This is a genomic window from Consotaella aegiceratis (assembly GCF_036541425.1).
Lineage (GTDB): Bacteria > Pseudomonadota > Alphaproteobacteria > Rhizobiales > Rhizobiaceae > Consotaella > Consotaella aegiceratis.
On the sequence record NZ_JAZHFT010000036.1, the window covers coordinates 24,132 to 44,196 of the forward strand.

The following is a 20,065-nucleotide window of genomic DNA, read 5'->3' on the forward strand; positions in this document are numbered from 1 at the left end:
TCCGGTTAACTCTTTTCTGAAGTTTCGTTGGGGGTCGCACGCCATTTGTCTTGAAGGAGGTGTGCAAGTCCGTCGAAAGCCTTAATCTGTCGTTAACGACAACCGGCAGCTTCCGGTCGTCGATGGCTGGCAATGGGCAGGGCGGATGAGCGCATCGCAATCCTACACGCTGCGGGGACAGTTGACCCGCCTCGACACGACGACGCGGATCACGTTGGCGGTCCTGGCGATGGCGAGCGGCGTCTACACCTATCTCGGCGTGCGCGAACTGCTGGATGGCTCTGCCACCCTCGTGCTCCTCGGCGCGGTGATCTACGCCTCGGCGGTGTCCGTGGCGATCTACGCCTTCTGGTCGTACCTGATGCGCTTCATGCCTCACGTGCGCCAGCCGGGCAGCCGCGGCATGCTCTATCTGGCGATGTTGATCGGCGCAGCGATGATCATCGCCATGTCGTCCTGGCTGAACGCCGCGGCGCTCGCCGGCTCGGCAGCGCTGGAACAGCATCTCGCCAACACCACCGAGGACTATCAGGACAAGCTCAACGAGGCGCACGAGAATGCGCTCGCCGCCCAGAGTCTGTTGCCTGATATCCAGCTCGCCTCGCAGCGTTTCGCGCGGCTGGCCGACGAGGAGCGGATGTCCGGCGCGCTGACGGGCACCTCCGGCTCGGGCACCGTGGTGCAGCTCTTGAGCCAGATGTCGACGCAGTTGTCGGGCCTGCAGACCGAGATCGAAGGCTCGCGCGAGGCGGTGCGCACGCTCTTCCAGCAAGGCGGCGAGCGGCTGGCGGCGATGCGCGAGCTGGTGTCCTCGTCGGGTGCCATCGACGAGCGCGCCAACGCCTATGCCGAGGAAGCGGTCAAGCTGTCGGGCATCATCTCCTCGCTTGAACAGACCTCGGTCGCTCCGGCCGTGCGCCGAGCGGCGGAGGATCTGGGGCGGAGCTTCATCGCGCCGGTCGCTGACGGTCGCGACGTCGAACTGCAGAACCGGCAGACCGAGGTCGTCGGCAAGGTCGAGGCGGCCGTTCAGGCGCAGAGCCAGGCGCTGGCCTCGGCCGCCGACGAGATCCTGGCGCGCCCGGCGGTGGAGGATCTGCGCTTCACGCCGCTGTCGGCGCCCGAGGCGGTGATCCGCTATGCCCGCGATTTCCTGCCGTCCTGGGCGGGCGCCATCTCGATCGATCTGCTGCCGGCGGTGCTGATCTTCATCCTCTGCATCGTGCAGGACGTGATCCGCCGCGAGGACGGCGACGAAATGGAGGTCGGTGACATGAGCGCAGCCGAACTGATGCGCGCGCTGCGCATCCAGCGTAAGCTACGCGCCGCCGAGACGCGGGAGGGTGACATGCCCGACGAGGACGAGGTCGTGGTCGAGCAGGATCCGCCCGCGCCGGCGGCTCCCGCCGCATTCCCCAAGGCGGTCCGCTGATGATCGGTTCCGAGATCGCGCCGGGCCGCCCGGAGCGCCTGTTCCAGGCCTTGCCGGAAGGGCTGATCCTGCGCGGCGTGTTCTATACGCTGCTCGGCCTCGCCGTGGCGATCGTCGCACTCGACTATCGCGACATGGCGCGTGCCCAGGCCGATCAGGAGCGCATCGCGCGCACCGAGCCGCTGCCTCTGGATCGGCCGCAGCCCGGCGACCAGATCCGACCCTATCTGCCGAAGACGATTCCCGTCGGGCCCGATCGCGGCGAGCCGTCATTGCCGGGCTATGACGGTCCGGTCGACGGCACGGCGATGGCCGAGCCGATGCAGTTCATCCTGGCCGAGGATGGCGCGGCGACGTTGATCGGCCGGATCGACGTCGGCACGGCGGAAGCCTTTCGCGCGTTCCTCGATGATCACCAGGACGATGTCGCCTCCCTTCATATCCACTCGCCGGGCGGCTCGGTGGTGGATGCCATCGCCATGGCGCGCCTAGTGCGCGAAAAGGGGCTCGATACCGTCGTCCCCGACGACGGCTATTGCGCATCGGCCTGTCCGCTGCTGTTTGCCGGCGGCGTGGCGCGGTCGGCCGGGACCGATTCCTGGATCGGCGTCCATCAGGTCTACGCCCTGTCGCCGAGCGGGGCGGAACCGGCCCCGGACGTCGGCCGCTCGATTTCCGAGGTGCAGGGCACCATTGCCGAATGCCAGCAACTGTTGCTCGACATGGGCGTGAAACCGGACCTGTGGATCAAGGCGATGCTGACGCCGCCCGAGGCGCTCTACGTGCTGACCGAAGACGAACTGCACGACTACGGGCTGGTCACCGACGGCGCCGGAGGCAAGGCGGCTCCGGCTGCCTGAACAGGCTCACTCCCAGTTCCGCCACCGTCCGGACGGCCGTCCTCAATCCGTCAGGCAGATTTCCTTAAGCCAGGCGAGAAACGCGTCGAAGGCCGGTTCGCGATAGGTCGAGGGCTCGTTCAACGCCTCATGCCGAGCGTCGCGAATGAGGCGCATCGTCGTCTGTCGCGAGCCCGCACGCCACAGCCGATCGCTCAAGGCCTCGACGTCTCGCCCGGCCTTGGTGACGGGATCGCCGGTCCCGCCCAATAGGTGCACGGGCAAGTCGGCCGGCAAAGACGGCAGCCCGGTCGCCACCGCCGCATTCAGCGCCAGCACGTCCTCCCACATCGAAATCGTCGGTGACCAGCCGCACAAGGGATCGGCGACATAGGCGTCGACAATTTCGGGGTCGTGCGACAGCCAGTCGAATTCGGTGCGGCGCCCCTTGATGCTTTGCGCCCAGGCCTCGAAGGTCGCGCGAGCCATGACGCGGCTCGCCACGTCCGACCCCTTCAAGGCCCTTTCCGTCTTCAGGGACCATTGCCCCACGGCGAGGCTCGCGCCGGAAACGACGCCGGTGTTCCAGGCCGCGACGCCGGCCAGGTCGGTGCCGTGGCGAATGGCATAGGCCAGCGCGATCAGCCCACCGAGGGAGTGGCCAAACAGAATGGCCGGCGCTCCGGCGAATAAATCGCCCGCATGGGCGCGCACGGCCGACAGATCGGTCAACAGCTTCGAGGGGCCGTTGCGACGGGCGAAGCGGCGCAGCGGCGCATCCGGAGCCGTCGTGGAGCCGTGGCCGCGATGGTCGTAGGCGAGCGTCGCCAATCCGTCCTCGGCCAAACGCTCCGCGAAGGCGGCATAACGCCCGGAATGTTCGCTCAGGCCGTGGCTGACGATGACGACCGCGCGCACCATTCCGCTGGGCCGGCAAAGGCGGACGGCGAGCGCGGCACCGCTGGGACTATCGAGAGTTTGGATGTCGTCGAACACGGTCGCGGCCCGGATGGCTGGAGTGGATTTCATTCAACGTCACGTCGTGGTCGAAGTTCAACTCTGATCAATCCAAAGGCAGTTTGCGTAATATTTAATCGTGCGACAATTCTGCCCCAAAAATGTCTTGCGCGGCGGTTTCGCAGCCGCCAGGATCGATTGGTTGGATCTTGTCGAAGGAGAGTTGAATGCCGATGTCCCGGCGCGCCGCGGCGCTGAGTTTTGCCCTTGCTGCAACCCTGTCGATCGCTGCGCCGCTCCATGGGCGGGCCCAGGAGCTGACCCCCGTCAAATTCACTCTCGACTTTCGCTTCGAGGGGCCGTCGGCGGGGTTCCTGCTGGCCAAGGACAAGGGGTATTTCGAAGAGAACGGCGTCGACGTCACGATCGACACGGGCAACGGCTCTCTGGAGGCGATCCCGCGCATTACGACCGGCACCTACAACATGGGGTTCGGCGACATCAACGCGCTGATCAAGTTCCTCGACGAAAATCCGGACGAGCCCATCGAGGCCGTGATGATGGTCTACAACAAGCCGGCCTTCGCGGTGGTCGGCCGTGCCGACAAGGGCATCACCGACGATCCGAAGTCGCTGGAGGGCAAGACGCTCGGGGCTCCTCCGCCCGATTCCGCCTACGCCCAGTGGCCGGTCTTCGCCAAGCTGAACGACATCGACACCTCGACGGTGAAGATCGAAAACGTCGGCTTCCCGCTGCGCGAACCGATGCTGGCCCAGGGTGACGTCGATGCCGTCTTCGGCTTCTCCTTTACCTCCGCCGTCAACCTCAAGGCCCAGGGCATTCCGGAAGACAACATCGTCACCATGCTGATGGCCGATCACGGGCTCGACCTCTACGGTAACGCCATCATGGTCAACACCGAATGGGCCGAGGCAAACCCGGATGCGGTGAAGAGTGTGCTCGCGGCGATCGTGCACGGCTTCAAGGACGCGCTGGCCAATCCCGAAGAGGGCGTCGAGGCGGTCATGAAAGCCAACAACATCCTGACCAAGGAGACCGAGATCGGGCGTCTTGAGATGGCGAACGAGCTGCACATCGCCACCGATTGGGTCAAGGAAAACGGCTTCGGCGGCATCGACGAGGAGCGCATGGCGAAGTCGATCGACCTGTTGAAGACCTCGATGGGTCTGAAGAACCCGCCCTCGGTCGATCGCGTTTTCGACGATTCCTATCTGCCGCCCAAGGAAGAACGGATGCTCCAGTAGCCGCTCTGTCGAATTGGCTGGCCGCCGTGGTGCCTCGTGCGCGCGGCGGCCCTGTTTTTGGAACGATCGATGACCTTGGTTGCCCTCGATAAAGTTGCCATGACCTATGGCGGAGCCGGCGGGACGCTGGCGGTTAAGGACCTTTCGCTCAACGTCGAGCGCGGCGAGTTCGCCGCCGTGGTGGGGCCGTCCGGTTGCGGCAAGTCGACCTTGATGAAGCTCGTCACGGGGCTTCACCGCCCGCAGGACGGGACCGTTCTTGTGGCCGGTAAATACGTCGAGGAACCCGTCTCGATCGTCGGCATGGCGTTTCAGAACCCGACGCTTCTGCCGTGGCGCACGACGCTCGACAACGTGCTTTTGCCTCTGGAGATCGTGCAGCCGCATCGCCGTCGCCTGCGCCAGAATCGCGACGAATATGTCGCCAAGGCCGAAGCGCTGTTGAAGACGGTCGGGCTGGCGGGTTTTGGCGAAAAGTATCCCTGGCAGCTCTCGGGCGGCATGCAGCAGCGCGCCAATCTGTGCCGGGCGCTGATCCACGAGCCCGAGTTGATCATGCTGGACGAACCGTTCGGCGCGCTCGACGCCTTCACGCGTGAAGAGCTCTGGTGCGTCATTCGCGATCTGCACCAGGCGCAGAAGATCACGGTGATCCTGGTCACGCACGATCTGCGCGAGGCCGCCTTTCTGGCCGATCGGATCTTCGTCATGACGGCGCGTCCCGGCATGGTGAAGATCGAAAAGCGCGTGCCCTTCGCCCGACCGCGTGATCTCGACCTGATGTACGAGCGCGGTTTCGTCGATCTCGTCCACGAGCTGCGCGCCGAAATCGCCGAGGCGAGGGAGGCTGCATGACCGACACGCCCGCTCCCGAGACCGTCCGCGACGCCGTCGTCACCGAGGTCGGGCCGATCGCCCCGGCCGAAACGGCCGGTCCGCGCATCGATTGGATCAAGGCCGCCCCCTGGGTCTATACGATCGCCCTGTTCCTGCTCTGGGAATTGATCGCGCGCGGCTTCCGGGTTCCCGTCTACGTGCTGCCGGCGCCGACCGTCATCGTGGATGCGATCTTCCAGTACTGGACGGCGATTTGGACCAATTCGCTGCAGACGCTGTTCACTACCGTGGCGGGCTTCGCGCTGGCGGTCGTCTTCGGCCTGGCGCTCGGTCTCCTCGTCGGCTGGTCGCGCTCGATCTATGCTGGGCTCTATCCGCTCATGATCGGCTTCAACTCGATCCCCAAGGTGGCGGTGGTGCCGATCCTGGTGATCTGGTTCGGCATCGGCACGATCCCGGCGATCCTGACGGCGTTTCTCATCGCCTTCTTCCCGATCGTGGTGAACGTCGCGACCGGCCTCGCCACCATCGAGCCGGAGATGGAGGACGTGCTGCGTGCGCTCGGCGCCTCCAAATGGGACATCATGACGAAGGTCGGCATCCCGCGCTCGATGCCGTATTTCTTCGGCTCGCTGAAGGTGGCCATCACGCTCGCCTTCGTCGGCTCGGTGATTTCGGAGACGATCGCCGCCAATTCCGGCCTGGGCTACATGATGCTCGGCGCCCAGTCGCAGTTCAACGTGCCGCTGGTGTTCGCCGGTCTCGTCATGCTGGCCGTGGAAGGCATCGTCATGTACGCCGTGATGGCCTGGATCGAGCAGCGTTCCACCGGCTGGGCGCATCGCTCCAACATGATGGCGGGATGAGCCCCATTTCCCTGACGGCGAGAACGGACTAAATCCGGCGCATGATACGCAGGATCGTTCTCACATTCGTCCTGTTCCTCGGGCTCGCTTCGTCGGCCCTGGCGCAGGTTCCCATGGTCGGCAGCTTTCTCGCCGAGGCGCGCTGCCCGGCGCTGCGGTCGATCCGTAGCGAGACCAATCCCGGCGACGTCGCGGTCGAGCCCGGAGAGCGCTACGACCTCGTCGGACGCAATGCCGACCCGGCCAGCCACTATTACATCGTCGTGCCGGGGGCCGAGCCCGAGCGGCGCTGGGTCGCCATCGGCTGCGGACGCGTCGAGGAGCAGAGCCGCAGCGCCGGCCGGACGGCCACCGTCATTGCGGCGTCCGATGCGCGGCCTGCGCCCGCCGCGTCCGGCGTGCAGCCGTCGCGCCGAAACGTCCTTGCCGTCACCTGGGAGCCCGCCTTTTGCGAGACCAAGCCCACGGCGCCCGAATGCGCCCGGGGCGGCACGGGTAACGGATTTTCGCTGCATGGGCTGTGGCCGCAATCGGGCGACTATTGCGGCAAGGCGGAGAGCCTGCGCGACGTGCCCTGGAGCCGGTTGCCGGAGCCGCGTCTGAGCGCAGAGACACGGAGCAGGCTGGAGCGGGTGATGCCGGGCGTCCGCTCCGCCCTCCATCGCCACGAATGGGCCAGGCATGGAAGCTGCTACGGCTCGGACGCGGAAGAGTATTTCGACGACGCCATCCGCCTTGTCGACCAGTTGAACCGCTCGGATCTGGTCAGCCTGTTCCTCACGCGTGCCGGCGAAACGCTGACGCTGCGCGACGTGCGCGCAGCCTTCGACCGAGAGTATGGCCGGGGCACCGGCGCGCGCGTCGGTCTCGATTGCGCGCTCGACGGTAAGCGCCGGGTGATCACCGAGATGACGATCGGGCTTTCCGGGCTGATCGCGCCGGCCTCCGACCTGACCGACCTGATCCTCGCCGCGCCGGCCGTGCGCAGCGACTGCCAATCGGGAATCGTCGATCCTCCGGGTTTTCAGTGACCCGGGATAGGTCTCGTCTTTCCGCCGGTTGAACGGTATTTCTGCGCTCCAGCGTTGCCCATGACGACGTTATCGCTTACCTAGCGCTCAACTTTCTCCCTTTTGTCGATTTCTGGAGATGCGCGCTCCATGGCACGCCAGTTCATCTATCACATGTCCGGCCTGACCAAGGCCTACGGCAACAAGAAGGTCCTGGAGAACATTCATCTCTCCTTCTATCCCGACGCCAAGATCGGCATCCTGGGGCCGAACGGTTCGGGTAAGTCGACGCTTCTGAAGATCATGGCCGGCCTCGATACCGAGTTCACCGGCGAGGCCTGGGCGGCCGAAGGCGCCAAGATCGGCTATCTTCCGCAGGAGCCACAGCTCGACAACACCAAGACGGTCTTCGAGAACGTCATGGAGGGCGTTGCCGAAAAGAAGGCGATTCTCGACCGCTACAACGAACTGATGATGAACTACTCCGACGAGACGGCGGACGAAGGCGCCAAGCTCCAGGACGTCATCGACGCCCAGAACCTCTGGGACCTGGACAGCCAGGTCGAGATGGCGATGGAAGCCCTGCGCTGCCCGCCCGGCGATTCCTCCGTCGAAAACCTGTCGGGTGGTGAAAAGCGCCGCGTCGCCCTCTGCCAACTGCTCTTGTCGCAGCCCGATCTGCTGCTTCTGGACGAGCCGACCAACCATCTCGATGCCGAGACCATCGCATGGCTGGAGAAGCACCTGCGCGAGTTCCCCGGCTCCGTGCTGATGATCACCCACGACCGCTACTTCCTGGACAACGTCACCGGCTGGATCCTCGAGCTCGATCGCGGCCGCGGCATGCCCTACGAGGGCAACTATACGGTCTATCTCGAGAAGAAGGCCAAGCGCATGGCGCAGGAGGGCCGCGAAGACGACGCCCGCGCCCGGGCCATCGCCCGCGAGCGCGAGTGGATTCAGCAGGGCGCCAAGGCGCGCCAGACCAAGTCGAAGGCTCGTATCCAGGCCTATCAGGAGCTGGTGGAGCGCTCCGAGCAGCGCCGCCCCGCCGAGGGTCGCATCGTCATTCCGGCGGGCGAGCGGCTGGGCCAGCAGGTCATCGAGGTCGAGGGCCTCACCAAGAGCTATGGCGACCGGGTGCTGATCGACAATCTGTCGTTCAAGCTGCCGGCGGGCGGCATCGTCGGCATTATCGGCCCGAACGGCGCCGGCAAGACCACGCTGTTCCGCATGCTCACCGGCCAGGAGCAACCCGACGAAGGCTCGGTCAAGATCGGCGATACGGTCCATCTCGGCTATGTCGACCAGAGCCGCGATTCGCTCGACGGCGCGAAAAACGTCTGGGAGGAGATCTCGGGCGGCGTCGACGTCATCAAGCTCGGAAAGTATGACGTCAATTCAAGGGCTTATGTCGGAAATTTCAATTTCAAGGGGACCGACCAGCAGCAGAAGGTCGGGACGCTCTCCGGCGGCCAGCGCAATCGCGTTCACCTGGCCAAGATGCTGAAGTCCGGCGCCAACGTCATCCTGTTGGACGAGCCGACCAACGATCTCGACACAGAGACGCTATCGGCGCTGGAGGATGCGCTGGAGGATTTCGCCGGCTGCGCCGTGGTGATCAGCCACGACCGAATGTTTCTGGATCGGCTGGCGACCCATATCCTGTCCTTCGAGGGCGATAGCCACGTCGAGTGGTTCGAGGGCAATTTCGAAGACTATGAGGCCGACAAGATCCGCCGCCTCGGCCCCGAGTCGGTCAACCCGAAGCGGGTGACCTACAAGCCGCTGACGCGCTGATCCGGCTTAAGGCATGTCGGCGCCGCCGAAGGGGATCGTGGTCCTTGGGCGGGACGACCCCTTCGGTCATCGTATCGCCATCCCGGCCGCGATACTGCGGGGGCTCCTCATGGCGCCCCGCGGTCGCTCGCGTTCGCCTGCAAGGGAGCCGGTAGGCGGCATACGAAGCGATCCGGGCGGGTCTTGTCGCCGCAAAAGAAGCGGATACTTTCGCAAATATCGGGAGCCGAAGTCAGCGAGACGGGAACGCGCCGATGGATGCCGGGGGACTTCGGCCCATTCTGCAAACGCCTAGCGATTTTTAAGTCAGACGTACTATAACGCGTCGGAGTTTTACGATGGCGCGGACCGAGCGGAAAGAGCTGCAACCGTAATGAAACGTCTCGATTTCGAAGGATTGTTTGCGGCTCTCCCCGGGCCGCATATGATTCTCGACCTGACCAACAATTTCGTTGCGGTCAACGAAGCTTACGAACGGCTGGTCGGGCGCCCGCGCGACGCGCTCGTGGGCTGCAATCTGCTCGGACTCTTTCCCAACGAGGACGCCGTGGAGCGGCTGCGCAGCTCCATCGAGCGCGTCGTCTCCAGCGGCCAGAAGGATTCGATCGCCTATCTGCGCTATTGCTCGCCCAGCCGGTCCGAGCAGGACCCGATGGCTGTCGAGCGCTATTGGACGGTGGTTCACAGCCCGCTGTTCGACAAGGACAAGAACGTCATCTTCGTCCTGCAGAACGCAGCCGACGTGACCGAACTCGTTCATCTGAAGGAAGCGGCGGCGGAGCTGCCGTTCCGGCTCGGTTCCGGCGAGGTCGAGCTGGTGCAGCGGGCGCAGGAGGCCGAGGAAGCCTATCGCGCCACGGCGATCGAAAGCGCGGAGTTTCGCAGGCTGTTCCAACAAGCTCCAGGTTTGATCGCGATCACGCAGGGGCCGGAGCACCGGTTTAGCTTCGCCAACGATTCCTTTCGTCGGCTATTGGGCGATCGGGAGGTGATCAACGCGACGATCCGGCAGGTCCTGCCGGAAATCGAGGGCCAGGGCCTGATCGAGATGCTCGATGCGGTCCATGAAGCTGCGGCCGCGCAGCCGAGCTTCGGCCTGCCGCTGGTTCTCGGCCTGCCGGGCGAGGCGACCCGGCAGATCTTCGTGGAGCTCTCCCTCAGCCCTGTTCGCGACCATTCCGGAAACATTTCGGGCGTGCTCCTGCAAGGTGCCGACCGGACCGACGCCATTCGCTTCGAGCGCCGCCAGCGGTTGCTGATCGACGAGCTCAACCATCGTGTGAAGAACACGCTGGCCACGGTCCAGGCGATCGCCCGTCAGAGCTTTCGCAGCGCAAAGGCGCCCGAAACGGCCAAGGCCGCCTTCGAGGCGCGCATCATCGCGCTGTCGCGGGCCCACAATCTGCTCAGCGGCCGCCATTGGGAGGCGGCCGAGCTGACGCAGCTTCTGGAACAGGAGCTCTCGGTCTTCGCCGCTGACCGGTTCGATCTCAATGGTCCGGAGATCGACCTCAATCCCAAGGCCGCGATCGCCTTGGCCATGGTGTTTCATGAACTGGCGACCAACGCGGCCAAGTACGGCGCGTTCGCGTCCGACGACGGCGAGTTGCTGGTCGAGTGGACGCAGTTTCCCGACGAGACAGGAGACATCTTGGCGCTCCGCTGGATCGAGACAGGTGCGCCGAAGAAGCCGAAGTCCTTGAAGGGCGGCTTCGGTGCGATGATGCTGGCTCGCATCGTCGAAGGGGAACTGAGCGGGCGGCTGGCTATCGAACTCCAGCCCGACGGAATAAATTGCCAGGTCGAAGTGCCGTTGTTCGTTCTCGAGCAGGGAGCCGACTCTGTTGCCAACTGAAACTCTGCCTCTGGCCGGGCTGCGCGTATTCCTGGTGGAAGACGAAGCGCTGGTCGCGATGCAGCTGGAGGACATGCTCATCGACTTCGGCTGCGAGGTCGTCGGCTTGGCCATGCGTCTCAACAAGGCGCTGGAGATGCTGGAGCAGCTGCACGACATCGATGTCGCCGTGCTCGACGTCAATCTCGGCGGCGAACGGGTTTATCCGGTCGCCGAAAAGCTCTGCGGCCGCGGCGTGCCCATCGTCTTTGCGACGGGTTACGGACGCTCGGGCGTCGACGTCGATTGGCGGCACTGCCGGATCCTTCAGAAGCCCTACACCTCCAACCAACTCGCCGCCTATATCGAGTCGGCGCGCGCCGGAACCGACCCGGAAGCCTGAAGGCCCCAAAAAGGCGAAGCGGCCGCAAGACGATCGCGACGTCGAAACGCAATCGGCATAGGCGCGTTGATCCCGCAGGACGGGGCGTAGGGCCGGCCATCCCCACGCTGGGATGGCCGGCTTGCCACATGAGCGGCGGTGCCGGCGGCGTGCCGCGCGGATAAGGATGATCCCATGGAGACGTTCGTCCAGAGCATGATGGAGCAGCTGGGCGCCTCCGGCATCGCGCTGCTGATGTTCCTGGAAAACATCTTTCCGCCGATGCCTTCGGAATTGATCATGCCGCTGGCCGGCTACCAGGCCGCGCAAGGCACCCTGTCGATCGTCGGCGTGATCGTCGCCGGCACGATCGGCTCGTTGCTCGGCGTGGTGCCCTGGTATTATGCCGGGCGGCTTCTGGGCGAGCGGCGGTTGCGCGGGCTGGCCGAACGGCACGGCCGGTGGCTGACGCTCGGCGCCGACGACGTGGACGCAACCCAGCGGTGGTTTCGTCGGCGCGGTCCGTTGGCCGTGCTGTTCGGACGGCTGGTGCCGACGGTGCGTACGCTCATCTCGGTGCCGGCGGGTGTCGCGCGGCTTTCGATGCCCGCGTTTCTGGTGTTTTCCGCTGTCGGCTCCGCCATCTGGACCTCGGCACTGGCGCTTGCCGGCTATGCGCTCGGCCGCAATTACGAGGCGGTCGCGGATTATGTGGGGCCGGTCTCCAACGTGACCCTCGCGGTGATCGTCCTGGCCTATGCCTATCGGGTCGCGACCTTCGACACCGAGCGCCGGCGGGCGAGCGGAGATGACGACAGCCATGCCTCGGCCACGGCCAGTGAATAGCGCGCGTTGCCGGTCTGGCCTTGCCGGTGTCTGCCAAGCGTGAGGCGGTGCATCGACTGATCAACTCGCGGGCGGGCTGTCAGTCGGTATCGTCATCCCGAAGATCGAAACCGGCCGATCCGGCGGGCACCTCGTCCATTGCTTCGTTCGAATCGAGATGCCGCGTCGCGCCCCAATGGTCGAGCACCGCATTGATGTCGTCGAGGACGAAGAAGCGGGCGGCGTCGCGCCCGTAGCCCTCGTCGATCAGGGCATCGTAATCGGTGTGGACATGGCGGATATGGGCCACCGCCGAGAGCCACAGCGCCGTCGAGGGCGGCAGCGAGCGCAGCCGCTTGGCCCCGGCTGCCTGCCGGATCGCCTCGGCGTCGATGAAGGGCGCGCGTGGGATCGTCAGGCTCAGCGAGCGGGCGATCGCCTTTTGCCGTTGGCTTGGCATCAGCGAATGCGGGCTCGCGCGGGCCATCGCGGATCGCTCCGACCCACAGCGGCTCGCGGACCGCCGAAGCGCGGCGAAATCCGCCCGGTATGGTATGCTGTCGCCATGGTTCCGTCCTATCAGCGCACAAGGACGGAGGCTATCCCGGCGCTGCCGTCGACCTCCGCCCCTTGCAGGCCATCGATGCCGGTCGTCGGTTTCGCGGCCGACGGATGATCGGGTTTCGTCGAATGGAATTCATCGGACGAACCAACGGTTAGAGCATTTCGGGAAAAGATAGAATCGCGCGCCAAGGCCTAAGAACCCGCCCGAGGGTTCATAGGCGTACCGGACGGCGGCGCGAATGGAGCATCCGGATGGGCTTGATCACCTCCAAGCTATGATATAAACATTTCTTTATATGTTGTTGGAGTTCGTTGTGCCGTCCAATCCGCTCTCGTTCGCGTGTGCCGTGGAAGCCTTGAAGGCGGTGGCCGAGCCGACGCGCTTGCGCATGGCCATGCTCCTGTCGAAAAACGACCTGACTGTGACGGATCTGACCTCGATCCTCAACCAATCCCAGCCGCGCGTCTCGCGTCATCTGCGGCTGTTGACGGAGGCGGGTATCGTCGACCGTTATCGCGAGGGAGCCTGGGCCTATTTCCATCTCACGGATGAGGGGGGGCCGGGCCGCATGATCCGGGCGCTGCTGGCCCGGCTGGAGGAGGGCGATCCCTTGATTGTAGAAGACAACGAGCGTCTCGCCGAGGTGCGGCGCCAGCGCGCCGCCCGCGCCGCCGCCTATTTCGCCAAGAACGCGGCGAGCTGGGACGAAATTCGCCTGCTGCACGCGCCCGACGCCGACGTCGAGGCGGCCTTGCTCCGCCTGCTCGGCGACCGCCGTATCGGCGCGATGCTCGATATCGGCACCGGCACCGGCCGATTGCTGGAGGTGCTGGCGCCGCAATGCGAGCGTGCGCTCGGCGTCGACGCCTCGCGCGAGATGCTGGCGATCGCCCGCGCCAAGCTGGACGAAGCGCAACTCGTCAACGCCACCGTGCGCCAGGGAGACGCCTATCATCTGCCGGTGGAGGAGGGGAGCTTCGACCTGGTGACCATCCATCAGGTCCTGCACCATCTCGACGATCCCGCATCGGCGATCCTGGAAGCCACGGCAGCGTTGCGACGCGGCGGCCGTCTGGCGATCGTCGATTTCGCGCCGCACGATCTGGAGTTCCTGCGCGAGGAGCACGCGCATCTGCGCCTTGGCTTCCCGGCCGATCTCGTTCGCGGTTATCTCGATGCGGCAGGCCTCGACGTAACGGCGATCGAAACGGTCGAGCCCGGAGGGCACGGCGCGGATCAGATCACGGTGACCATCTGGCTCGCCCGTAAAACCCGACCGCTTGCCGAAGTCGCTCAGCGCTCCGCCGAGCTGGCCGCAACCCTCTGAACGGTAATTCTGCATGTCTCTTCGACCGTCCACCTCCTCGCGCATCGACGTCTCGTTCGAGTTCTTCCCGCCTAAGACCGAGAAGATGGAACAGTCGCTCTGGAGCGCCGTCCAGCGCCTGGCGCCGCTGCAGCCGGATTTCGTATCGGTGACGTACGGCGCCGGTGGCTCGACGCGGGAACGCACGCATCAGACGATTCAGCGCATCCTGGCCGAGACGGATCTGCAGCCGGCGGCGCACCTCACCTGCGTCGACGCGTCGAAAGCCGAAGTGGATGCCGTCGTCCGGCAGTATCGCGAGACGGGGGTTCGCCACATCGTGGCGCTGCGCGGCGATTCTCCCAACGGCGTCGGCGAACGCTATCAGCCGCACCCGGAGGGCTATACCAATTCGATCGACCTGGTGGCCGGCATCAAGGCGATCGACCCCGATTTCGAGATCTCGGTGTCGGCCTATCCCGAGAAGCATCCGCAAAGTCCCGATTTCGCCACCGACATCGATTTCCTCAAGCGCAAGGTCGACAACGGCGCCAGCCGGGCGATCACCCAGTTCTTCTTCGACAACGACGCCTATGAGCGTTACGTCGAGCGCGTCCGCCGCGCCGGCATCTACGTGCCGGTGGTCCCCGGCATCGTGCCCATCCACGACTTCCAGAAGATCGCCATGTTTTCCGCGGCCTGCGGCGCGTCGATCCCGCGTTGGCTCGCCGAACGCTTCGAAGGGCTGGAGGACGATCCACAAACCCGCTCGCACGTGGCGGCGGCCGTCTGCAGCGAGCAGGTGCTGGATCTCGTCGAGCGCGGGATCACCGACTTCCATTTCTACACCATGAACCGCGCTGAACTGGTCTATTCGATCTGCCACATCCTGGGCCTGCGCGGCGATGTGGCGGCCGACCGGGTGGCATCGGGCGAGCCGGCGGCCGGATAGGCCGGCATTTCGCCTGTCCTACGGACGCCTGCGGAGGCGGGGCCAAAACGCTGCTGCTCGGCGGTGTCTCTTCCACGTGGAATTGCATGGAATGGGAATAAGGCGGGCAAGAAAAAAGCCGAGGACAGAGCCCCGGCTTCGCTGAATGCCCTTCAGGGCGACGCCGCTAACGGCGCCGGACGCGGCTCAGGGAAGAACCCCCATCACCGCAGCGCCAATGAAGACAAACGCGGCGCAGATCATCACGAAATTGATCGAACGCGCGATTTCCATGGTCGTCTAGCTCCTCCCTAGCTCCTCGTAGTCGAGTGTCTCCAAAGGTAACGGATTATTCATAGACGTAAAGAAGAATTTTCGGGCCGGCGGGTTCCACCCGCTGCCAAGCCCCGGTTCTGCTTGCAATTTCGGCTGTCTCACTAATCGGTTTGATCACGACTTCGATCGTTTCACGGCCCCTCCAAGAGCCGTTCAAGGCGACCGAAAGGGATCAGAGCTGTTCTACCATGACGTGTAGATGGGGCTTTCCTTGAGGCGGAATGTCGCAGGGTTCTCGTAGGATCCGCCACGAGGATCGATCCACGCGCGCCACGGCGTCAGGGCCGGAATTCGTCGTCTTCGCCGAGCCGCGCGCCGAGCGTTGCGTTGAGACGGCCCAGCAGTCGGCCGAACGCCTCCTTGTCGGCGTCACTCCAGTCCGCCGTCATCATCTCGACGCGGCGGATGCGGTCGCTTTGCATCGCATCGGCCAGACGTCGGCCCTCGTCGGTCGCCTCGATGAGCGAGCTGCGCCCGTCGGCGGGATTCGGGTGGCGCTCAACGAGATTTCGGCGATGCATCGCGGCGAGCTGCCGGGTCACGGTCGAATGGTCGAGCGACAGGCTGGCGGCGAGCTCGCCGATGCTCATCGGGCCGTTCCGAAGCGACAGCAGCAGCAGGTAATGCGCCCGCTCCAGGGGATAGTGCCGCTTGCGATAGAGCGCTTCAAGATTGCGCCCCAGGAAGGTCATCTCCCATTCGAGCCGTTGGTCGGAGCTGCCGATCTGTCCCGTCATCGCGATGTTTCCGTCAAATGCCTGCTATGCAAATTATTTGTATCATACACCTTGTTCTGGCTCCGGCTTGGATTTTATAAGCGCAGGTCTTCCCATCGTTTTATGTGATTGTCCCGTCCCGTGTCTGCGAACTCCGCCACCACGCCCCATTTTCTCGATCAGCCCCGTGCCGTCTGGGCGACGGCCTTTGCCTGCGTCGTCGGCTTCATGTCGATCGGCCTCGTCGATCCGATCCTGACGTCGATCGCCGCCGGGCTGAATGCTTCGGCAAGCCAGGTGTCGCTGCTGTTCACGAGCTATTTCTTCGTGACTTCGGTGATGATGTTGCTGACCGGCTTTGTCTCCAGTCGGCTCGGCGGGCGCAAGACCCTGCTCCTCGGGGCGGCGCTCATCGTCGTCTTCGCCGGCCTGGCCGGGACCTCCAACTCGGTGCTGGCTCTCGTTCTCTATCGGGGCGGCTGGGGGCTGGGCAACGCCTTCTTCGTCGTCACGGCACTTTCGGTCATTGTCGCCGCGTCGCGCGGCGGCACGGCGAGCGCCATCCTGCTCTACGAGGCGGCGTTGGGGCTCGGCATCTCGGCCGGCCCGCTCGTCGGCGCGGCCCTGGGCGCGGCGTCCTGGCGCTATCCGTTCTTCGGCACGGCGACCTTGATGGCCATCGGTTTCGGCGCGATCGCGCTGTTCCTGCCAGAACAGCCCAAACCGGCGCAGAAGACGAGCCTGAGCGCACCGGTGCAGGCGCTCGGCCATCCCGGATTGCTGACCGTCGCGCTGGCGGCGATGTTCTACAACTACGCTTTCTTCACCGTGCTCGCCTTCGTGCCCTTCGTCCTTCAGATGTCGGCCTATGCCGTGGGCGGCATCTTCTTCGGCTGGGGCCTGCTGGTGGCGATCTTCTCGGTGATCGTGGCGCCGCGGCTGCAGGCACGCTTCAGCGCTCCCGCGCTGATGGCGGGTTGCCTCGTGCTCTTCGGCGTCCTGCTGGTGGCGATGGGGCTGATGCCGCGCTGGGCCGTGGCCGTCGGCGTCATCCTCAGCGGCGCGATCTCCGGCATCTGCAACACCGTCTTCACCGAGATGGCGCTGGAGGTCTCGAACGCGCCACGGCCGGTCGCCTCGGCCGGCTACAATTTCCTGCGCTGGTTCGCGGGCGTCGTCGCGCCCTTCGCCGCGCCGACGATCGCCGAGCATTGGGGCGTGGAGACGACCTTCGTCATCGCGGCCCTGGCCGCGGTCGCCGCGCCGGCGGTGCTTCTGCTGCGCCGGCAGACCCTCGGCGTGTTTGGTCAAGCAGTGGGGCACGGCGAGGCGGCTGCGCCGACGGTGCCGGCGGCTGGCCTTGTGGTCGCGACCGTCGACGGTAGTGCAAGCGACGCGGGCGTGCTCGCGCGGGCGATCGACAAGGCGCGCGCCGGGGCGGGGGAAGTCCTGGTCCTTCACGTGCAGATGCGCGAGGTCTTCGCCGAGGATGCTGCGGACCTTGAGGAAGAGGGGCGTGCGGCGGCGATCCTCGATCGCTCCCTGGCCACCGTCCGCAGCGCCGGGCTGGCAGTCCGTCCTCTGCTCATCAAGGAAAGCGCTGCCCGTGCGGCCGAGGCGGTCCTTCAGGAAGCCGAAAGGCTGGGAGCGGCGGTTCTGGTCGTCGGCACGCCGCATCGCCACGATCTGACCGATCTGGTTCACGGCAGCTTCGCCTCGGCGATCGAGCGTGCGGCACCATCGGGGCTGGAGGTCGTGCTGGTGGCGGAACCGTCCGATGCCGGCGACCCGGCGTCAGGAAAAAGCCTGGACTCGTCTGTTCCCGAAGGCGCGGGGCTCTAGTTGGCATCCCCGTCGAACAGGGCGGGGACCATGGACAGATTCGCTACGGCCAAGGAGGCGGCGCTGACGCTGCGACCGGACGCGCCGGTCTACTGCTTCCGCCCCGAGGTTCTGGCGGCCGATGCGCGTCGCTTCGTCGAGGCGTTTCCCGGCGAGACCGCCTATGCGGTCAAGACCAATGGCGAGCCCATGGTCCTGCAGGCTCTCGCCGACGCCGGCATCACCAGCTTCGACGTCGCTTCGCCGGGCGAATTCGCGGCGGTGCGGGCCGTCGCGCCCAAGGCGCGGATGCTCTACATGCATCCCGTCAAGGCGCAATCGGACATCCGGCTCGCGCTCGAAACCTATGGCATCCGCGTGCTGGCCCTCGACCACGAGGACGAGGTGGCCAAGATCCTGCGGATCGTCCACGCCCTCGATCTCGACCCGTCGACGCTGACACTGTTCGTGCGCCTCCAGACCAAGGGATCGGCGGCCTACGAATTGTCGAAGAAGTTCGGCGCCGGGCCGGCTCACGCGGTCGAACTGTTGCAGCGCTGCGCCCGGATCGGCTTCAAGGTCGGCCTCTGCTTCCATGTCGGCTCGCAGATCGAAGACCCGGAGACCTACCACCGCGCCATCGTCACCGCCGACTGGGTGCGCAACCGGGCCGGCGTGCCGCTGGCCGGGCTCGACGTCGGCGGCGGCTTTCCTGCCACCTACGGCCACGATCCGCGCCGCAAGAAGGTGCTGCTGCCCGATCTTGAGGAGATCATGGGGCGCCTGCGTGCGGACCTCGCCGAATGGGAGTTCACCGATCTGCCGCTGGTCGCCGAGCCGGGCCGGGTCGTCGTGGCGCGGGCGTTCTCGCTGATCGTGCGGGTGCTTCTGAGGAAGGGGCGGCGGCTCTACATCAACGACGGCATCTGGGCGTCGCTGTCGGATTCATGGACCGGCAAGATCACCCTGCCGGCGCGCTTCATCCCGGATCCGGCGCGGCGCACCCGCAACGGCGACCCCGAGCGGATCGGCGCCTTCCGCGTCTGCGGCGCCACTTGCGATTCCGTCGACATCCTGTCGCGGCCGTTCTGGCTGCCGGAGACGGTCGACACCGGCGACTGGATCGAGATCGGCCATATCGGCGCCTACTCGATGGCCCTGCGCACCCGCTTCAACGGGTTCTATCCGGATACCTTCGTCGAGGTTGAACAGCCCTTCGATGCCGGAGCGGCGGCGGAAGGCTTTGCCAGCCTGGAGACCATGGCCGACTGAACCGCGATCACCGGCCGGGCGTGACGTCCTTGGCGAGGTCGGGGCGCAATTCGTCGAAGTGGTCGAGAAGAATGTCGAGGTTGCGCCAGTGCGCCTTGAAGAAGACGTCGAACACGTCGCCCAGCACCGGCACCGATCCGACGGCGGCGTCGATCCCGACATTGGCGAGCATCTTCGCCAGCTTGTGGGCCGGCACTCCCATCTGACGCGCTTCGTTGACCATGTAGAGGCCGACGAGGCCACCCGCGATATCGCCGACGCCCGGGACCAGTCCGACGACCGAATCGAGCCCGAACCGGATGCCGACGATCGGGATGCGGACAGCCGTGTCCATGGCGCGCGACAGCGTCGCCAACCGCTTCAATCGGCGCAGCCGGTCGGCGTGGGTGAGGTAGGCAGGGGCAGTTCCGGCGGTGCTCGACATCGCTGGCTCCAGCGGTTGGCGCAACGAGCGGCGGTGCGAAACGATGTGCATCGCCAGTCGGTTGCGCTATGATCCTCATACGACGAGGAGAACCGATGCCATGGCGGGGAGTTCCGTGAAGATGCCGAAGCTGATCCGCTTCGTGCTCAAGAATTCAGTGATCGGCGTTCTGTTCGGCTGGGGCGTGGCGGCCGCCCTGCTGTATTTCGACATCGGCGGCATGGGCAGCCGCGTCGGCCGCGCCAGCGATCCCATTCCGCCCCTGGTGATGCTAGGGATGGGCTTTGGGGTCACCTTCGGGTTCGGCTATCTGGCGACGTCGGTCTGGTTCCTGCCGTGGGACCAGGAGAGCTTCGACAAGCTGTTCAAGGACTAGTACTACAGTTGCACTTTTATACGGGTTTTCTGATGAGCGAGGGCGGCAAGGGCTTGATGGTTTCGTCGCCAACGCGACCAGGCGAGGATGAAGATCGGCGGCCAAGAGTGGCGAAGCAGGAGGTGAGCGACCAGCCGCAGGATTTCAGACGTTGTGCAAGGCTCGGCAAGCGCCAAGGTCATGCGGCTTCGCTCTTGAGTGTTGGACTCGTTTCGTTCCGTTTGCCGAATGCGCTGCGGCGTTGTTCGGCAGCGATCGTAGTCAGGAAGGC

20 protein-coding genes are annotated in these 20,065 nt (G+C 65.4%); 15 read left to right on the plus strand and 5 right to left on the minus strand.

What is annotated here, in order from left to right; all coding sequences use genetic code 11:
- Nucleotides 1-145 precede the first annotated feature (145 nt).
- On the plus strand, nucleotides 146-1,432 hold the full coding sequence (locus SMD10_RS19570) for a hypothetical protein (protein WP_331687417.1): 1,287 nt from the start codon (nucleotides 146-148) through the stop codon (nucleotides 1,430-1,432).
- Nucleotides 1,432-2,292, plus strand: a complete 861-nt coding sequence (locus tag SMD10_RS19575) for a COG3904 family protein (protein ID WP_331687418.1) — start codon at nucleotides 1,432-1,434, stop codon at nucleotides 2,290-2,292. The genes SMD10_RS19570 and SMD10_RS19575 overlap by 1 nt, the downstream gene beginning before the upstream one ends.
- Nucleotides 2,293-2,334: 42 nt before the next feature.
- Here SMD10_RS19575 and SMD10_RS19580 read toward each other — a convergent pair whose 3' ends face one another.
- Complete coding sequence (locus SMD10_RS19580; RefSeq protein WP_331687419.1) at nucleotides 2,335-3,300, minus strand: alpha/beta hydrolase; 966 nt, start codon at nucleotides 3,298-3,300, stop codon at nucleotides 2,335-2,337.
- A gap of 161 nt (nucleotides 3,301-3,461) precedes the next feature.
- Here SMD10_RS19580 and SMD10_RS19585 point away from each other — a divergent pair, with 161 nt between their 5' ends.
- The 8 genes from SMD10_RS19585 (at nucleotide 3,462) to SMD10_RS19620 (ending at nucleotide 12,068) form a co-directional block, all read left to right on the plus strand.
- Nucleotides 3,462-4,493, plus strand: coding sequence for an ABC transporter substrate-binding protein (locus SMD10_RS19585; RefSeq protein ID WP_331687438.1), 1,032 nt, complete (start codon nucleotides 3,462-3,464; stop codon nucleotides 4,491-4,493).
- Between the two features lie 99 nt (nucleotides 4,494-4,592).
- Nucleotides 4,593-5,348, plus strand: a complete 756-nt coding sequence (locus tag SMD10_RS19590; RefSeq protein ID WP_432757279.1) for an ABC transporter ATP-binding protein — start codon at nucleotides 4,593-4,595, stop codon at nucleotides 5,346-5,348.
- A complete protein-coding gene (locus SMD10_RS19595) occupies nucleotides 5,345-6,196 on the plus strand; it encodes an ABC transporter permease (RefSeq protein ID WP_331687421.1) in 852 nt (283 codons plus the stop codon). The genes SMD10_RS19590 and SMD10_RS19595 overlap by 4 nt, the downstream gene beginning before the upstream one ends.
- A 41-nt stretch (nucleotides 6,197-6,237) precedes the next feature.
- Nucleotides 6,238-7,227 carry a ribonuclease T2 family protein gene (locus tag SMD10_RS19600; RefSeq protein ID WP_331687422.1) on the plus strand — a complete coding sequence of 330 codons (990 nt, stop codon included), beginning with the start codon at nucleotides 6,238-6,240 and terminating at the stop codon, nucleotides 7,225-7,227.
- A gap of 129 nt (nucleotides 7,228-7,356) precedes the next feature.
- Nucleotides 7,357-9,006, plus strand: a complete 1,650-nt coding sequence (ettA, locus tag SMD10_RS19605) for an energy-dependent translational throttle protein EttA (RefSeq protein WP_331687423.1) — start codon at nucleotides 7,357-7,359, stop codon at nucleotides 9,004-9,006.
- A 373-nt stretch (nucleotides 9,007-9,379) separates the two neighbouring features.
- Nucleotides 9,380-10,861, plus strand: a complete 1,482-nt coding sequence (locus SMD10_RS19610; protein WP_331687424.1) for an HWE histidine kinase domain-containing protein — start codon at nucleotides 9,380-9,382, stop codon at nucleotides 10,859-10,861.
- On the plus strand, nucleotides 10,851-11,243 hold the full coding sequence (locus SMD10_RS19615) for a response regulator (RefSeq protein ID WP_331687425.1): 393 nt from the start codon (nucleotides 10,851-10,853) through the stop codon (nucleotides 11,241-11,243). Before SMD10_RS19610 ends, SMD10_RS19615 begins: the two co-directional genes overlap by 11 nt.
- A 174-nt stretch (nucleotides 11,244-11,417) precedes the next feature.
- Nucleotides 11,418-12,068, plus strand: a complete 651-nt coding sequence (locus SMD10_RS19620) for a DedA family protein (RefSeq protein WP_331687426.1) — start codon at nucleotides 11,418-11,420, stop codon at nucleotides 12,066-12,068.
- Nucleotides 12,069-12,147: 79 nt separating this feature from the next.
- Here SMD10_RS19620 and SMD10_RS19625 read toward each other — a convergent pair whose 3' ends face one another.
- Nucleotides 12,148-12,534: a DUF2293 domain-containing protein gene (locus tag SMD10_RS19625; RefSeq protein ID WP_331687427.1), complete on the minus strand. Its 387-nt coding sequence runs from the start codon at nucleotides 12,532-12,534 to the stop codon at nucleotides 12,148-12,150.
- Between the two features lie 391 nt (nucleotides 12,535-12,925).
- Here SMD10_RS19625 and SMD10_RS19630 point away from each other — a divergent pair, with 391 nt between their 5' ends.
- Both SMD10_RS19630 and metF read left to right on the plus strand, forming a co-directional pair.
- Nucleotides 12,926-13,939: an ArsR/SmtB family transcription factor gene (locus SMD10_RS19630; RefSeq protein ID WP_331687428.1), complete on the plus strand. Its 1,014-nt coding sequence runs from the start codon at nucleotides 12,926-12,928 to the stop codon at nucleotides 13,937-13,939.
- Nucleotides 13,940-13,952: 13 nt separating this feature from the next.
- Nucleotides 13,953-14,870, plus strand: coding sequence for a methylenetetrahydrofolate reductase [NAD(P)H] (metF, locus tag SMD10_RS19635; RefSeq protein ID WP_331687429.1), 918 nt, complete (start codon nucleotides 13,953-13,955; stop codon nucleotides 14,868-14,870).
- Between the two features lie 593 nt (nucleotides 14,871-15,463).
- On the opposite strand, the gene SMD10_RS19640 is transcribed toward metF, so the two are convergent.
- Nucleotides 15,464-15,922: a MarR family winged helix-turn-helix transcriptional regulator gene (locus SMD10_RS19640; RefSeq protein WP_331687430.1), complete on the minus strand. Its 459-nt coding sequence runs from the start codon at nucleotides 15,920-15,922 to the stop codon at nucleotides 15,464-15,466.
- A gap of 120 nt (nucleotides 15,923-16,042) precedes the next feature.
- Here SMD10_RS19640 and SMD10_RS19645 point away from each other — a divergent pair, with 120 nt between their 5' ends.
- Together SMD10_RS19645 and SMD10_RS19650 are read left to right on the plus strand one after the other, a co-directional pair.
- On the plus strand, nucleotides 16,043-17,743 hold the full coding sequence (locus tag SMD10_RS19645; protein WP_331687431.1) for an MFS transporter: 1,701 nt from the start codon (nucleotides 16,043-16,045) through the stop codon (nucleotides 17,741-17,743).
- Nucleotides 17,744-17,773: 30 nt separating this feature from the next.
- Nucleotides 17,774-18,994 (plus strand): type III PLP-dependent enzyme domain-containing protein, encoded by a 1,221-nt coding sequence (locus SMD10_RS19650; protein WP_331687432.1) that lies wholly within the window; start codon nucleotides 17,774-17,776, stop codon nucleotides 18,992-18,994.
- 7 nt (nucleotides 18,995-19,001) lie between these two features.
- Here SMD10_RS19650 and SMD10_RS19655 read toward each other — a convergent pair whose 3' ends face one another.
- Nucleotides 19,002-19,418, minus strand: a complete 417-nt coding sequence (locus tag SMD10_RS19655; RefSeq protein ID WP_331687433.1) for a DUF4112 domain-containing protein — start codon at nucleotides 19,416-19,418, stop codon at nucleotides 19,002-19,004.
- A 100-nt stretch (nucleotides 19,419-19,518) separates the two neighbouring features.
- Between SMD10_RS19655 and SMD10_RS19660 the strand changes: the two genes are divergently transcribed.
- Complete coding sequence (locus SMD10_RS19660) at nucleotides 19,519-19,794, plus strand: hypothetical protein (RefSeq protein WP_331687434.1); 276 nt, start codon at nucleotides 19,519-19,521, stop codon at nucleotides 19,792-19,794.
- A gap of 2 nt (nucleotides 19,795-19,796) precedes the next feature.
- On the opposite strand, the gene SMD10_RS19665 is transcribed toward SMD10_RS19660, so the two are convergent.
- The coding region (locus SMD10_RS19665; RefSeq protein ID WP_331687435.1) for a hypothetical protein at nucleotides 19,797-20,065 on the minus strand (269 nt) is incomplete at its 5' end.

Bases quoted from the DNA above. Each gene is read 5' to 3' on its own strand.
- SMD10_RS19610 (WP_331687424.1), top strand. From the start codon at position 9,380: ATGAAACGTCTCGATTTCGAAGGATTGTTTGCGGCTCTCCCCGGGCCG.
- SMD10_RS19620 (WP_331687426.1), top strand. From the start codon at position 11,418: ATGGAGACGTTCGTCCAGAGCATGATGGAGCAGCTGGGCGCCTCCGGC.
- SMD10_RS19590 (WP_432757279.1), top strand. From the start codon at position 4,593: ATGACCTATGGCGGAGCCGGCGGGACGCTGGCGGTTAAGGACCTTTCG.
- metF (WP_331687429.1), top strand. From the start codon at position 13,953: ATGTCTCTTCGACCGTCCACCTCCTCGCGCATCGACGTCTCGTTCGAG.
- SMD10_RS19580 (WP_331687419.1), bottom strand. From the start codon at position 3,300: ATGAAATCCACTCCAGCCATCCGGGCCGCGACCGTGTTCGACGACATC.
- SMD10_RS19655 (WP_331687433.1), bottom strand. From the start codon at position 19,418: ATGTCGAGCACCGCCGGAACTGCCCCTGCCTACCTCACCCACGCCGAC.
- SMD10_RS19640 (WP_331687430.1), bottom strand. From the start codon at position 15,922: ATGACGGGACAGATCGGCAGCTCCGACCAACGGCTCGAATGGGAGATG.
- SMD10_RS19585 (WP_331687438.1), top strand. From the start codon at position 3,462: ATGTCCCGGCGCGCCGCGGCGCTGAGTTTTGCCCTTGCTGCAACCCTG.
- SMD10_RS19600 (WP_331687422.1), top strand. From the start codon at position 6,238: ATGATACGCAGGATCGTTCTCACATTCGTCCTGTTCCTCGGGCTCGCT.
- SMD10_RS19570 (WP_331687417.1), top strand. From the start codon at position 146: ATGAGCGCATCGCAATCCTACACGCTGCGGGGACAGTTGACCCGCCTC.
- SMD10_RS19650 (WP_331687432.1), top strand. From the start codon at position 17,774: ATGGACAGATTCGCTACGGCCAAGGAGGCGGCGCTGACGCTGCGACCG.
- SMD10_RS19575 (WP_331687418.1), top strand. From the start codon at position 1,432: ATGATCGGTTCCGAGATCGCGCCGGGCCGCCCGGAGCGCCTGTTCCAG.
- ettA (WP_331687423.1), top strand. From the start codon at position 7,357: ATGGCACGCCAGTTCATCTATCACATGTCCGGCCTGACCAAGGCCTAC.
- SMD10_RS19595 (WP_331687421.1), top strand. From the start codon at position 5,345: ATGACCGACACGCCCGCTCCCGAGACCGTCCGCGACGCCGTCGTCACC.
- SMD10_RS19625 (WP_331687427.1), bottom strand. From the start codon at position 12,534: ATGGCCCGCGCGAGCCCGCATTCGCTGATGCCAAGCCAACGGCAAAAG.
- SMD10_RS19660 (WP_331687434.1), top strand. From the start codon at position 19,519: ATGGCGGGGAGTTCCGTGAAGATGCCGAAGCTGATCCGCTTCGTGCTC.